This is a genomic window from Planctomycetia bacterium, from assembly GCA_034440135.1.
Lineage (GTDB): Bacteria > Planctomycetota > Planctomycetia > Pirellulales > JALHLM01 > JALHLM01.
The window spans coordinates 1-14,773 of sequence record JAWXBP010000064.1; the positions used below are offsets into that span (position 1 = coordinate 1).

General features: G+C 62.5%; 11 protein-coding genes. 5 read left to right on the top strand and 6 right to left on the bottom strand.

Translation table 11 applies throughout. The features are described 5' to 3' along the window. Together SGJ19_03650 and SGJ19_03655 are read left to right on the top strand one after the other, a co-directional pair. Positions 1-506 (top strand): hypothetical protein (locus tag SGJ19_03650; GenBank protein ID MDZ4779329.1); only part of this gene is annotated, 506 nt, incomplete at its 5' end. A gap of 424 nt (positions 507-930) precedes the next feature. After that, positions 931-1,692, top strand: coding sequence for a UvrB/UvrC motif-containing protein (locus SGJ19_03655; protein ID MDZ4779330.1), 762 nt, complete (start codon positions 931-933; stop codon positions 1,690-1,692). A gap of 82 nt (positions 1,693-1,774) precedes the next feature. On the opposite strand, the gene SGJ19_03660 is transcribed toward SGJ19_03655, so the two are convergent. The 4 genes from SGJ19_03660 to SGJ19_03675 all read right to left on the bottom strand — a co-directional run bounded on the left by SGJ19_03660 (position 1,775) and on the right by SGJ19_03675 (position 8,559). Then, positions 1,775-3,286, bottom strand: coding sequence for an MmgE/PrpD family protein (locus SGJ19_03660; GenBank protein ID MDZ4779331.1), 1,512 nt, complete (start codon positions 3,284-3,286; stop codon positions 1,775-1,777). A 15-nt stretch (positions 3,287-3,301) separates the two neighbouring features. Continuing rightward, complete coding sequence (locus tag SGJ19_03665) at positions 3,302-3,637, bottom strand: hypothetical protein (protein MDZ4779332.1); 336 nt, start codon at positions 3,635-3,637, stop codon at positions 3,302-3,304. 136 nt (positions 3,638-3,773) lie between these two features. Next, on the bottom strand, positions 3,774-6,983 hold the full coding sequence (locus tag SGJ19_03670; protein MDZ4779333.1) for an AsmA-like C-terminal region-containing protein: 3,210 nt from the start codon (positions 6,981-6,983) through the stop codon (positions 3,774-3,776). A 238-nt stretch (positions 6,984-7,221) separates the two neighbouring features. Beyond that, complete coding sequence (locus tag SGJ19_03675; GenBank protein ID MDZ4779334.1) at positions 7,222-8,559, bottom strand: glycosyltransferase family 39 protein; 1,338 nt, start codon at positions 8,557-8,559, stop codon at positions 7,222-7,224. A gap of 247 nt (positions 8,560-8,806) precedes the next feature. On the opposite strand from SGJ19_03675, the gene SGJ19_03680 reads away from it, so the two are divergent. Continuing rightward, positions 8,807-10,438: an MFS transporter gene (locus SGJ19_03680; GenBank protein ID MDZ4779335.1), complete on the top strand. Its 1,632-nt coding sequence runs from the start codon at positions 8,807-8,809 to the stop codon at positions 10,436-10,438. Positions 10,439-10,501: 63 nt separating this feature from the next. On the opposite strand, the gene SGJ19_03685 is transcribed toward SGJ19_03680, so the two are convergent. Then, entirely contained in the window at positions 10,502-11,227 is a 726-nt protein-coding gene (locus tag SGJ19_03685) for a CDP-alcohol phosphatidyltransferase family protein (protein ID MDZ4779336.1), read from the bottom strand. Further along, positions 11,176-12,846, bottom strand: a complete 1,671-nt coding sequence (locus SGJ19_03690; protein MDZ4779337.1) for a lipopolysaccharide kinase InaA family protein — start codon at positions 12,844-12,846, stop codon at positions 11,176-11,178. Before SGJ19_03690 ends, SGJ19_03685 begins: the two co-directional genes overlap by 52 nt. A 282-nt stretch (positions 12,847-13,128) precedes the next feature. On the opposite strand from SGJ19_03690, the gene rtcA reads away from it, so the two are divergent. Both rtcA and SGJ19_03700 read left to right on the top strand, forming a co-directional pair. Continuing rightward, a complete protein-coding gene (gene rtcA, locus SGJ19_03695) occupies positions 13,129-14,166 on the top strand; it encodes an RNA 3'-terminal phosphate cyclase (GenBank protein MDZ4779338.1) in 1,038 nt (345 codons plus the stop codon). Between the two features lie 38 nt (positions 14,167-14,204). Then, a complete protein-coding gene (locus SGJ19_03700; protein MDZ4779339.1) occupies positions 14,205-14,435 on the top strand; it encodes a hypothetical protein in 231 nt (76 codons plus the stop codon). The last annotated feature ends 338 nt before the right edge of the window (positions 14,436-14,773 follow it).

Below are 14,773 nucleotides of genomic sequence, written 5' to 3' on the forward strand. Positions count from 1 at the left end.
AACCCAGGTTGCCGTTGGTCGACGAAGACGAGGCCCGAGAAATTCGCGGCGAATCCGCTCCGGAAGGCGCGATCCCGCAATGGATGCGCTTGCTGGCGAACTTCCCGATCGCCGGACAACGCACCGTCGCCAGCATTCGCAGTTCGGAGGACAAAGGCGATCTCAGCCCGCTGCTCAAGGCCCAGATGAGTTGGGTCGTCGCCCGCCAAGATCGCGCCTGGTACGCCATGGGCGATGCGTACGGTCGCCTGAAATCGCTCGGCCAAACCGACGAGCAGATCGCGGCCCTCGACGGCGATCAGCAGACGCTGGAAGCCAAAGATCAAGCCCTGTTGACGTTCGCCAAGAACCTGGCCGCGTCGCCGGTGGTGCTGACCGACGAGCAAGCGGCCGAAGCCGTCAAACTGGCGGGTCCGCGCGACGTCGTCCAGACGATCACCTACACGACGTTCCGCGCCGCCTTCGATCGCTTCACCGAAGCGGCCGGCCTGACCGTTGACAAGTAAGACGAGTAACAGAGCAGAGCAAGAGCGGGCGAGTTGCGTCTTGACGCAGCTCGCCCTTCTTCGTGCGCGAGCGCCCAGTTCGACGTCACCGTTCGCTCGCTTGCGCGTCGGGCTGGTGTTCCGGCAAAGCCAGAAGTTGGCGCCACTTAGGCTGTTGGGTGGCTGGGGTCGAATGTACTCATTCGCCCCCAGGTCTAGCGCGCCGGGGGCGAGCGAGTACCCTCGACCCCAGCCACCCGCACTTTCAAGCAACCGGACGGACAGGCGTTAACAATGCGCAAGCGGGGAAGTCCCAAATTCGTCGCAGCGGTTGGGGACTGCCGCTTCGGCCCGGCGATGCTATTCTGGAATCAGCGTTTCCGGCCTGCCGTACCACCTTGTGAATCAGTCATAGCCTCGCGTGTCGTTGGATATTTCCCACATCTTGTCGTCCTGGCCATATGACCCCGACGAATTGTCGGTCCGCGTGGTCGCTGGCGACGACGGCAAAAGCCGCATTCAGGTACGGCTCGATCTGGGGGTGCTCCAACTGGAAATGGACGGCCGCCCGGACGGCCTGCGGCCCGAGGGGAGCGAGTCCTGGCTGGACCATTTCCTCCAGCGGCAGAAGGACCACGACGCCGCCCACCCGGATAGCGCCGCGTTCCAGCTCAGCAGCGACGATTGCGCCTTCCTCCAGCGGGAGGGGGTGCAGTATTACCATCGCTACTTGAGCTTCTGGCATTTGGAGATGTTCGAACTCTGCGCCCGCGACACGGCCCGCAACCTCCGGTTGTTTCGCTTCGTCCATGATCATGCCCGCTACGAACGCGACAAGCTCGCCTTCGATCAATGGCGCCCGTACGTGACCATGATGCACGCCCGGGCGGTCGCCACGCCGCTGGTCCGACTGGGCCAGCACGAAGCGGCGCTCCGGGCATTGCAGGTCGGCATCGACAGCATTCGCGCCTATCTCGACGAGTACGGTCAAACGGAGCAGGCCGATCAGTGCGCCGAGTTGGTGCAGCTCGAAAAGCTGTACGCCCACGTCGCCGCGCAACACGCGCCGGGCGCCGAACCCGATCCCAGCGCGGAACGCATGCAAGCCCTGCAAAAAGAGTTGGACCAAGCCATCTCGCAAGAAGCCTTCGAAGAAGCAGCCCGGCTCCGCGACGAAATCCGCAAACTCTCCGACGACGCACCGTAAGTGGGAATGTCGAATCAAATCCGAATGACGGAATGACGAAAGGCTGTCATTCGACATTCGAGCTTCGATATTCGACATTTCATCACTTGATCTCGAACTCGTAGAGCTCCGCCATCGCTTCCGGCGATTTTCCGCGCAGGCGGTGGCAGCGTTCGTAGAGCGACTTCGGGTCAACGACGCCCAGGCTGGCCAGCAGTTGAAACTTGTGGCTGAGCAGTTGTTCCAGGTCGTCGCCTGGATAACGCGCGTGGCCGGCGGGATACATGACAAGGCCGCTGGATAGGCGCCCTAGATCCGTATGCTCGATTTCGAGCGACGTCGGAATGCCGTCCGGGTACTTGGCGTCGAATTCCGGCCCGCCGTGCGCGAACTCGATCCGATCGATCAGCCGTCGGGTGAGCGGATCCACGAGCGCCGCGTCGGCGTAGTCGGCTGGCATCAACATCAATTCCTTCCAACCGACGGCACGGAGCGTCAGCGCTTTGCGCAGCAGCGTGGCCACGATATAGACCATCGAGTGATCCGCGCTTTGCCGCGTGCGCGGGTCGCGTTTGGCGGGATCGCCGATAATGCCGAAGGCCGGTTGATAGATTCTGATCCGCAGTTTTTCGATTTTCGCTTCATCCGCCAGCAACGCCGGATGACGCTGCAACAGATCGATCAACCCTTGGATCGCTCCAGCGGATTGATGTTCGTACAGGCCAAGCTTGAAATGCATCCCGCGCACGGCGAAATCGTCGCCGGCGACGGCAAAGGTTAGATCGAAAGGGCTTTCCTGTTTTGCTTTCGGCGGCTCAAACAAGCAGAAGATCGCCTCGGGGTTGCGAAAAATATCGGCTGGCCCGACGAACCCGCGCAGCGCACGGCGGATGCTGACGATGGCCATTTCTGTGCTCAACGCCGCGGAAGCGCCCTTCGAATCGGAAAGTTGCTTGCCGGCGCGGATTGCGCGGAACGGAATGTAATGCGCGACCAGTAATCCGATGGCTGACTCAATCTGCTCCGGCGTGGCGCCCAGTAGCGCGCCGTAGACCGCGGCCGAGGCGATCGCGCCATGCACAACATGGTCGATCTTGTGGTCCTTCAAACTGAACACTTCGGCCAGCCGGCCGCGAATTTCATCCAACAGCAACATCGCGAGCGCCGCGCGGTCGCCGTCGATCGAAACCTGTTGCGCCGCCGCGACGACGACCGGATAGAAGTCGTTGTGGCCGAACTCACCGGCGGTGTGACCCAGCCGAGGGTTGTAACCGAAGTTCGTGCCGTTCGAGTCCCATTCACGCGCCGCCGCGCAGTTCGCGGCGATCGCCTTTTCCGGCTGCACGCGCGTATGGGAACCAAAGCAACTGGCGCCGGGCTGACCGTCGGCGACGCGATATTCCAGCGCCTCGTCCCGTAACACGTTTGGCGCATTGGTTCTCAAGGCGAGCGCCGAGACGGCGCAAGCCACGCTGTCGAGATGGAATCGCTCCACGTCCCGGCGCGCCAGCTCGCCCGGCGCGCCAAGTTTTCCATTCAGAAAGTCCAGCGCGAATCGCCCCAGGCCGAGCGCCTGATTCGAGTCGCGCGGCAAGGTGATCGTGTCAACGGGCATGGCGAGTTCGCTTGGTCATCCAGATAGATCGAGTTGCGTGCCGCATTCGCCGGTCGCATCCCGGGATTTCCGTTCCAGGGCGGCGGCCTGTTCCTGTGCTTTTTCCTGTTCAGACTTCGGCTGTGCTGCGCCCTCCCAAAGCCGTCGGCCGTCGGCGTCCCGGTCCGAAGCTTCGTGTTCCTGATCTGTGACGCCGATGCCGGCGGCCTGTTCGGCCTTCAATTCCCCGGCGACGCGACGTTCCAGTTGCACGCTGTCTTGCTGAGCGCGCTCGACGTCGCTCCCGCGCGACTGCGCGAGCGACGATCCCGCCAGCGATGCCGCGACCGAAACCATGGGTCCTACGCTCATGGCACACCTCCTGCTGAAACAAGTGTCGCCATCGTTGCCTTTCGCACCGCGAAAGGGCGCCCTTTCGCGGTGCGAAAGGCGACTGTGACTGCTCGATTCTCAAGCCTAGGTGTCGGAGCACAGGTGTCAAATCAACTTATCGGAACAACCCCCATAGCCGGGACGATTCCGCGCCTTCGCGCCGCGCCGCGCCGGTGCCGGGGGCCGGCACCGTGGTCGCCGCGCCGGCCAGCGGCACTTGCAGGTCGGATTGCAATTGTTGCAGGAACTCGTTTACGCCGGGAAAAACTTCGTTGGTGATCGACAGTTGATCGAGCGGCCCGGTCGCGCGGACCAACATGATTTGTTGACTCGCCGAGCCCATCAAATCGCTCAGTCCGGGAATGCGATGCGCGCCGACCATGGTGTAGAAGTTCGCCGTCACGTTCCGTTCGAGATCCATCTCGCCGCGGCCGTACAGGCTGAGCGCGTCGCCGACGAATTGCAATCGCTTGAAATAGTAGCGACCGCCGTCGAGTTCGAAATCGACCTCGCTGTTGGTGAATGCCGTTTGCGACGGCGTCTTGAGCCTGAGGATACTCAACAACTGCACCATTTGCGGCATTTCGTAAATGTCGGCTTCACGCAGTTGCAACGATCCCTGACCGCTCAAATTGTGCCAGCCGCGGCCGGCGCCTTGCAGATTGACTTGCCCGTCGACGCGGCCGCGCAGGTTTTGGCGGCCGGGGAAGCGTTCGCCGGTGATGCGGCGCAGATCGGCGTCGGCGAGCTCCGCATAGACTTGAAAGCGATTTGGCGCGCCGCGCGTCGACCAGGCGTCGCCGCTGATCTTGCCGCCGTAACAGTTGGCAGTGATCCGCCGCGCATTCGTCACCGGTTGGCCGCGTTCCGCCCAGCGGCCGAGGAGCACGCCTTTGTCATCCATCAGCAGCGGCCCGCGGACGTCGGTCAGCTGGAAATCTTCGTACGTGACGCTGTCGAGCTTCAACTCGCCCCGCGACTGGAATTCTTCCTTATTGGTCGCGCCCCACAGCCGCACGCCGCCATGAATGTTTTCCAGCGACACGCCGCATTGCATCGCCACGCGATGCAAGTCGAGTTGCACGTCCCAGTCGGTCTTGAGTGGTTCTTGCGGCAGCCCACTGCCGGAGAAGCCCAACTTACCGCTCAGCGACATGGTGCCATCGGGCTTCAATTCATCGATGCCCTGCGCCAATCGCTCTGGCAACGCTTGCACCAGTTCGCGATCGAGTCGCATCCCGTCGACGACCAGCGGCGACAACGTGAGCTGCCAACTGCCGTCCAAAGCGAGATCGCACTTGCCGCCGGCGCTGACCGTCGTTTGGCCATGGCGCGCGCGCAAATTCGTCAGGTCGACGTGGCCGTTGTGGTAGTCAAATGTGCCTTGGAGCCGTTCCAGCCGATACGGAAAGTAGACCGGTTCGATCGATACCGGCATGGACGTCTCATCCGGCGAGGCCTCGCCGCGCACAGCGACGTCTAAGCGTTTGCCCTGGGTCAGATAGCGCACTTTGGCGCTGAGGCCGATCGCTCCCTGCGGGCGCATGTCGCTCCAAATGCGTTGCATCGCCGGCCGCAGGGCGTCGCGTAGCTCGGTTTCCAGCGGCACGTTCTCCGCCGCAAACTCCAGCCATAATTCCTTCTCGCCATTGCCAACCGGCCTGAAATGCCCCTGGCAATAAACGCGGCCGGTGTCGTTCGAGCCTTCGAGCTGCTCGAACTTCCATTCGTCGTCGTTGATCGTCATCCGTCCGCGAATATCTTGGATCGGATAGGGAAAGTGCAGGTAACGGACCGCGCAGCGGTTGAAGACGACGTTGATCGAGCGTTGGAAACCCGCCCCGCCTCCAGGCTCCCGGCGAAACAACAAATCCAGGTCGATCGTGCCGTCAGGACGAAGTTCCTTGATCACTTGCCGCGCGCCGGGATTGAGCGCCGCGAACAACTTTTCGTCCAGCGGCAGGTCGTTCGCCACCACTTTCAACCAGCCGGTCCCTTGCGGACCGGGGTGCAGCAGTTCGCCGTCGATACGCAACTCGCGGCGCCCCGAGTACGCGGTCAATCGCGCCTTCAGTTGCTCGTCCTTGAAAGTGATCGTCCCCGTGGCGCCTTCCAAGCGATACGGGAATTTCTGGTAGTAGAACGACACCCCGAGACACTGCACGGTCACGTCCGGATGATACGTCTGGCCGTCGAAGTGCAATCGTAGCCGCGCGTCGACCTTCCCCTCGGGCAGGAACTTCCGCCATTCGTCGCGGAAGGCTGGCGGCAGCGCGCGAAACAGTTGCTGATCGAGGACCATCTGCCGGCTCTCGGCCACCAAGGTCCATGGCGCGCCGGGCTGATGGCCAACACGTTCCATACTCAGCGACAGCGTCGTCGGCCCGTTGCGCGCGGTCAGTTCATGCACGCTGCAGCCTTGGTTGTCGCACTCGAACACCGCGGTTAAGTCGGTCAGCGGATAGGGCAACCGCGCGTCGTCGATCCTCCCCTGTGCCACGGCCCCGCTGATGGCGTAGTTCCAACGCTCCGGCTTCGCGGCGTCATATGCTAGATGGTACTCGGCGTTCACTTGCGCCCGCATCGACGCGAGCGGCAAAAACTTCTTTGCCAACATCCCGGGCAACGCCTGGCAAAGCTCCGGGCAGAATTCCATCCCGGCGATGCTGCCTTGCATGTGCCACGACTTACCGTCGGCGGCGAATTTACCCTGAAACGCGGTGCTGCGCGTGAAATCGGCGGCGAGACGCCCGTCGACGACGAAGTCGTAGCGCGAGGGGTCGCGCGCGTTCCGCTCCGGCCTAAATTTGAAATTCAAATCGCGCACGACCATTGTGCGGCCAACGCCGCTTTCCGGATCGGCCAGCTCAATTGTCGCGTGCTCGAATTCGCCGGAAGGGGGCTGCCCGCCGAATTTCGGCAACGGCAACAACTTCGCCACGTTCCAATGTCCCTCGGCGTCCGGCGTGGCGCGAATGATCGGGCGACGGATCACCAGGTGCTGGATCCCCAGGTCCTGTTGCACCAACCGATCCAGCTCCGTGTTGCAACGCACGAACAGCTCGTCGACGTACAACAACTCGCCTTGATCGTCGTTGGAGTTTGGCAGCGAAATCGACAGGCCGCGGACTTCGATCCCTTCGCCCGGCAGCAGCCGCGCCGCATGGACGCGCACCTTAAGATCGCGGTAGTGTTCGGCGAATTTGCGCTCGACCTGGTGGCGGATTTCCTCGTCGACGCGCCCTTCGAGATACAACGCCCCGATCAGCCCGATCACCACGACCGGCACGACGACCCATTGGATGATGCGTCGCAGGAGCTTCATCGGAGGGCGAGGGGGAGGAAGTGAGGAGTACGGAGTAATGAGCGATGAGTAGGAAACTCGGAACTAAGTGCGCAGGCAGAACAACGCAAGCGATGGGTGCCACTGGCGGCTTGTCCGCCAGTGCTGGAGTTGAGCCCGCAAGCGCGACCAGGGCCGCACTGGCGGACAAGCCGCCAGTGGCGCCCCACGTTAAACTTTCTGCGGGTGTACTTAGGTAGGAGCATCGTGGTGGCTGCTCTTAAGTTCCGCGTTCCGGCTGCCGCGTTCCGCGTTGGCTCGCCTCGCTGAGTACCGCCGCTGCCAGGACGATCAATCCGAACATCGCCGGTTCGCGGTAGCGGAGGGAGCTGACGAAGATCGTATGCAACAGGGTGAAATAGACGGCCGGCAGCACGCAGAGGATGTACGGCCAGCCGCGGGGCAGGTAGCGAACCGCGCCGATGATGGCTAGCGCCAGGATCGGACCATAGCTGAGCAGAATGGCGACCCGCAGCGGCCAACTGGAAAACGACGGTTCGTTCGGCCACACGTTCCACATCCGCAGGAACTTGACGCCCATCAAGCGAACGACTTGGCCGAGATGTTCCTGCGCCCAGTCGACCGAAGCGTCGCGCATTCGCCGATCGAGCCGCACTTCGAAGGGAATTGCAGGATCGCCCGAAGGCTGCGCGCGCTCCGCCGCGGAGAATTCCGGGACGAAGCTCATTTCGCTCGCGCCGGTCGCCTTCGGATTCAAGCCGTCGTAGAGACTCGCGCCGACTTGCAGAGACGTCGGTACAAACCGCCCGACGACTTGCCAATTGCGCACCCACCAGGGAGACATCACCAGCACGAGCCCCAGCAGCATCGCCGCCGCTAACTCCAGCCGCGGACGCCAGGGGCCGCCGCGCAACATGCCGAGCGTCAAGGCGAACGGCGCGAACAGCAGCCAACTCGGCCGCATCAATGTCGCCAGCCCTGCCAGCATGCCGGCTGCGCAGGCCGCCCCCCAGCGTCCGCCGGTCGTCCCGGCACGTTCCGCCCGGGTCCAAAGGACAAGGTTCGCCACCATCAACGGGCAGAACGGCGCCTCGCTGAGGATCAACGTCGAGGTGGAAATCGCGCCAGGATAGATCGCCGCCAATCCGGCGGCCACCAGCGCGGTTCGATCGTCGAAGAGCATCCTTGCCCAACACCAGACTCCTCCTACCGCCAGCAGTCCCAGCACAGCGGCTTCCATTCGGGCGAACCAGATTCCTTCCAGTCCTGCCCCAAACATGCGAATCGGCGCGCTCAGCACGACCGGATAGCCCGGCGTGCGGAACACTTTGTCTTCACCAAACGCGTACGGCTTGCCCTGCGCGATGCGTTGCCCCAAAGCCCAATAACTTTCCGAATCGGCAAAGCCAAACGACCGCTCGCCCAGCCGGTGCTGCCACCAATTGGCCGCCGCCAATCGCACGACGAACGCCAGCAACAGGATGGCGGCCAAGGCCCAACGGCGGCGGCGATCGGCAATGCTATCGGCAGGCAGCAACGTGCCAGTCTCCGGACGCCAGGCGGCCTCAATCCGGCCGGGCGGCATCGTATGTCGCATCGTTCGCGTGGGTCAAGGCTGCCTGCGGAGCGGCCAAAAGCAGGGCGAATTGGAAAAGTTAGCGGAGTTTGTCGAGTTAACTGTGCGAAGACGGGGGAATCGAGGAAAAACCGGCAAATCAGGCTGCGGAGATTATTTACTCCCCGTGTGGGGCTAGTATACTCGGTCCCAAATGCCGCGACCGCCCAGGCCGCGCGCCCCACCCAGCTCGCATTCGCAAGCGTCCCCCAGGCGGAGATTCCGGTACATGAACCAACAGCGGCTCTTTCTCGGGTGTTTCCTTTCGCTCATCGCGACGGCGTTTGGATTCATGGTCCGCTCTACCATTCTAAACGAGTGGCAATTGCAATTTGACCTCAGCAATGAGCAAAAGGGCTACCTCAACGGCGTGGGGCTCTATCCGTTCGCGATTTCGATCATTCTCTTCAGTCTCGTGGTCGATCGGATTGGATATGGGACCGCGATGGCCATTGCGTTCGTGGGACACTTTACCTCCGCTTTGCTGACGATTTTCGCGACGAGCTTCAACATGCTCTACTTCGCGACCTTTGTCTTTGCGCTCTCGAACGGGATCGTGGAAGCGGTCATCAATCCGGTTGTCGCAACCATCTATGAGAAGAATAAGACGCACTGGCTCAATATTCTCCACGCGGGGTGGCCGGGCGGTTTGGTATTTGGCGGCCTGCTGACGATCGCGGTATCCTACGTTCCTGCCGACGTCTTGCCGGGGCGAATCTGGCAATGGCAAATGGCACTCGTCCTGATTCCCACCGTCATTTACGGTGTGCTATTGTTTGGGCAGAAGTTTCCAGTGCAAGAACGCGTGGCGGCTGGCGTTTCCTACATGGACATGCTTCGCGAATTCGGCACGGCAAGTTGCTGGATCGTTTGCTTTCTGCTGGTCGCCGGCATCGACCAGATCATGGTGGTGCGCGAGACCACGTTGCATGAGGTGCTGGGATTGAAAGGAATCATCGACTCGGCGGCACAGTCAATGCCGGAAGCCGTGGCCAAGGTGATCCTCTATGCCGTCTTGGCGCTCGTTCCTACGGTTGCTTTCGGCTTGGTCGTGAGGACGTTCGGCCGACCGATGTTCGTGTTCCTGCTGCTCGTCATGTTCCTGCTGGCAACGACGGAGTTGGGCACGGACTCTTGGATTCCGGACATCATGGGAACGGTGCTCGAAAGCCCCCGTATGGGAACATTGTTTCTGGTATACACTTCCGCGATCATGTTCGTGTTGAGGTTTTTCGCCGGACCGATCGTGCATCGCACTTCGCCATTGGGACTACTGGCGTTGAGCGCGGCGATCGCTTGCGCCGGACTACTCTGGTTGTCAAACGCCGGAACCGCGGTGTTCGCGCTGTTTCTGGCCGCCACGCTCTATGGCTTTGGCAAGACGTTCTTCTGGCCCACGACGCTCGGCGTGGTGAGCGAGCAATATCCCAAGGGGGGAGCGTTGATGATGAATGCCATCGCTGGCGTAGGAATGCTCGCGGTTGGAACCTTGGGTGGTCCCGCAATCGGAATTCTGCAAGATCGGGCGTTCGATGGCATCATGACGACGCAGAACAGCGAATTGCATTCCCAGGTCATGGTAGATCGAGTTGGACTCCTCGGCGCATACAAGGCGCTCGATCAAGCCAAGGTCGAGAAGCTGCCTGAAGCGGAAAAGAAGGTAATTCATAAGACGGTTGCTGCGGCCCAACAGGGGACACTCGGCAAGATTGCCGTCCTGCCGCTGATCATGTTCGGGTGCTACATCGGCCTGATCGTCTACTTCCAATCCCGCGGCGGATACAAGGCCCAAGTGCTGACGGGACACGCCGCCGAGGACGAAAGGTTCACCGGCGGATTGAACGCGCCCATGGAAGGGTGATTGCTACGTCTCGAACCATCGAGCTGTCACAAGCTTGGAGCATCGCCCGCGATGCTCCAAGCTTTATTCGTTTCGTGTGCCGCCTCGTCCCAGGTGACGAGCGCTAGCGGTCAAACGTCGGACTGCTGTGATAACACTGCCAACGATAATGATCGACAGTGCCAGGTTCGTCGGTGTGAAGGCATGACTCACGTATTGCCACAGCCCATTGTCGGCCGGCACGACGAGCGAAGCAAGCGCGAGGCAGGTCACGGCGACCATGCGATGCTGTTTGGCCATCGGGCCGCAGAAATTCGCCGGCGCGCCAGCTGCGACGCAAGTAGTTCGCGCGTAGGCAGTCAGCATGGCGGCAAGAGCGGCCGCAAAACCCAGGGTCGGCGCACCGCCGACGGCATAGCCAAGTCCTACGAAGATCGCCGTATCCGAGATCCGATCGGGGACCTCGTTGTAAAGCTCGCCAACGGGTGAGGAGGTGTGCGTTAGCATTGCGACCATCCCGTCGAGCATATTGGCGACGAGGCGCAGTTGCACAAGCACCGCGCCCAGCAGCCAGAACCAGGGCGCGAGTGCCAAATTCCTGGATGTCGCCGCGAACAAGCAGCCGGCAAGCAGCCCACATGCCATTCCAGCGATCGAAATTGCGTTCGGCGCGATCCCCCGTTCGGCCAGGTGCGACGCCAATTTCTGAGAAATCCGCCAGCGGCGGCTCGCGATAGGTCGACGCTTAGAATCCTCGTTCACGCGACAATGCTCCCCCGCGATTCCAGCCGTTCGACATGCCGCCGACATTCCTTGGCAACGGCGCGCCACAATACGCGCAGGTCGTCGCGCTGCCCCGCGGCTTGCGCGTAGGCCTTCAAGAATCGCCAGCGATCCGCGCGCGAGATCAACGGATGAATCTCCGCGCTGACCGCCAGGCGAGCCAGGTTGGCGGCGCGTTCCGCGAAACGGATACTGCGGCGCAAGCGCACACCGTCGAGATCAAGTAGATACCAGCAGGTCGTTCCCTGCGACTCGGCCGCGGTGAGATTGCCAGCTTTCAGATCGCGATGCGCCACCTGATAGAAATGCATTTTACCCAGCAGCGCGCCAAGCGATTCCGCGTCGTGGCGAAGCGCCGCACGTTGTTCTTCCTCGGGCCGCTTCGCCAGGTCCCAGAGGTACAGGTGCAGATTCCTCGCGCCGGCGATCCACTCCGTGGCCAGATACGATTCGCCACCGAGCGCCGCGGGCCAAGGCTCCAGCACGCAGCGCGGCGTGGCCGTGGCAATGCCTCGCGCCAAAAGTGCATGCCCGCGCACCCAGTTGATCCGCGCGCGGCTTGGTCGAAACGGCGCGACAAGTCGCTTCAGCCAACCTTTGGGACGGAACCGCTTCAACACGATTGCTTCCGCAGGCGAGCCCGGCAAACTGGACTTGAGCACGAGGCCGCCGAAGCTCAGCTTGAGCGCCTCGGCGCCGGGCTGCGCAATGAGTTGTTGGGCCATCGCCAACCATTCAGCTAACTTCGCGTTGCCATCCTCAGCCAAGCCGAGTGCCACGCCAGCGGCGGTCCGCACCACCGTGAACTGCCGGTTGTTCCGCAGCGCGCGGCGATCGCGATCGCGCAGCACCTGCGCGACGCGGCGCATTCCGCTGGTCAGAATCTGTTTCGCGGCCTCGCGACGATCGACGCGCAGCCCATGACGCTGTTTCAAGTACACGTGCCAGAACCGCCGCAGGTCCCGCTCATTCGCCACGTGATGCAGCCCGCAGAAGAGCATCGCGAGGTTCCGGCGCGCGGCCCGCCAACTAAGCGCGTGATGGAATCGCGCCTTGTCCAGGTCGATCAGATGCAACGCCGGGCGCAACTGCGCTGCCGGCCAAACCACGAGGATATTACCAGCATGCAAGTCGTCATGCTCCAGTCCCGCTTCATGGGCGGCGGCGCAGAGCTTCGCCAACGCCTCGACGAGCGCCCGCCGGCGCAATGTTCCAACAGCAAGCCCGAGGCGATGCTCTTCAATAAACACATCCAACTGGCATGCCCCTGGTAGCGCGGCCGTGACCAGCAATTGTTCACGAGACGCCCCCTCGCCCGCATCGGTCGCGTAGGCCAGCGCCTGCACCGTCGGCACGCCGCGCCGTTCCGCTTCGAGCGCTTGCAAGTATTCGCGTCGCGAGGCCGCTCCGCGCAAACGATCCAGCCACGCCGAAAACCAGCGCGCCGTCCGATGTTTGATGAACACCGGCCCATGCGAAAGATCGACTCGATAAATCGCCCGGCGATCGCCCCGCTTGATAAGCGCCGGCTTGGAACCGTCAAGCGAAGCTGCGTCGAAGCCCGTTCCCCCCCGCCACTGCGCAGCCGCGCAAGCCCGCAGCAGTTGCTGCGACTCGGACTGGTTCGAAATGGTGGATTCGCTCAAGAACGCTCAATGCGAGTTGTCGACACTAGACTCTGCCTGAGAAAGCACTCGGCGCCTGGGTGCCACTGGCGGCTCGTCCGCCAGTGCCAGAGCTGACACTGCCAGACACTGGCGGACGAGCCGCCATTGGCACCCCTTCTGTGTTATCAAGCAGAGCCTAGTATTGCTACGGAAAGCTGCCCAACGGCTCGCAAACGTGGTAACCTGCCCGTTCCCCCGAGGCAAGATCAGTTCCTAGACGCGGCAGGTTGGGGCCGGCCGCGAAACCGGCGGTGGCGGAGCATGATGGACGACGAATGGCTCGTGCTGGACGGTGCGGCGGGCGAGGGAGGCGGGCAGATTCTCCGCTCCGCGCTCGCTCTCTCGATGATCACCGGGCAATCCCTACGGCTGGAAAACGTCCGTGCAGGGCGCAGCCGGCCGGGCCTGCAACGGCAGCACCTGGCCGCCGTCTTCGCGGCCGCCAAGGTCTCGAAGGCGATGCTCGACGGGGCCCACCTTGGCTCCACGGAACTATGGTTCCAGCCCGGCCGGATTATGCATGACGAGTTCGAATTCGATATCGGCTCGGCCGGCTCCGCGACCCTGGTCCTGCAAACCGTCCTGCCGGCCCTCTTGCTGGCCGACGGCGGCTCCTGGGTGCGAGTCATCGGCGGCACGCATAATGAATTCGCGCCGCCGTTCGAGTTCTTCTCCCAGTCCTTCCTCCCCTTGGCCGCGCGACTGGGCGCGCATGCCGAAGCGACCCTCGTCCGGCCCGGTTACTACCCGGAAGGGGGCGGCGAGATCGAGCTACGCGTCGAACCGGTCGAGAAATGGGAACGCCTCGATCTACTGGAGCGCGGCGAATTGCGCCGCGTCTCGGCCACGGCGGTCGTTTCCCACTTGCCCGCCCACGTCGCACAACGAGAACTGCACGTGATCGGCCAACGGCTGCAACTCAAGCCGGCGTTCTTGACCGCGCAGCGGCGCGATGAATCGGAAGGCCCCGGTAACTTTGTCTGCGTCGCCGTGGAAAGCGAGCACGTCACCGAGATCGCCACCGGCTTCGGCCGCAAAGGCCTCCCCGCCGAGGACGTAGCCGCCTACGCCGCCGCCGACGCCCGGCGCTACCTCGACACCACGGCCGCCGTCGGCCAACACCTGGCCGATCAACTACTACTCCCCTTGGCCATCGGCGCCGGCGGCGCGTTCGTCACCCTGGAACCAACCTCCCACCTACGCACCAACATCAACACGATCCAAGCATTTCTCCCCAGCGTGCGCATCGACGTCGTGCAGTTAGATGAATCCCGCTGGCTGGTCGATGTGGCGATTTGACCGCCGCTCCCTATGCGCGGGAGTGTAGAATCGGCGGGATGGACGACAACCCGTACAAGTCGCCTCTAGCTCATGGCAGCAATCCAAGGCCGCTGAAAAAAGACAAGCGACTGATTGCAATCACCTGCGCCTTTGGCCTCATACAGGTGGGAATTGCTGCATACTCGCTTTTGAGGCCATCGCCAGAGTGGTATCTCGGCATTCTCTTTTCAGTGGCTGCGACCGTTGCGTTCTTCTCTATGGTGATCCAAATAACCAAGGGCGAGTAGATTCCAAATCGGACACCACCCCGCGTCGCGGCCGATTGCGACACCTTTAGTTCGCCCCTATCATGGCGGATTCAACCTAAGCTGCCCCATGTTGTGGCACGGCCCCATGTTGTGGCACGGTCTCCCGACCGTGCCACCGGCCCGACCGCAGGTCTCCAGTTCCGGATATCACCCGCTCCGCCGTGGCACGGTCAGGAGACCATTGGTATCTACACAACTTTTTCCGGGCATCCGGAAGGAAACACGAAAGGCACGAAAGTCTTGTCGAGTATTGGATTGCGCTGGAAGTGCCAAAGGGACGTCGGCTAGGCGATCTGCCTTCAAATGGCCACCGCAAG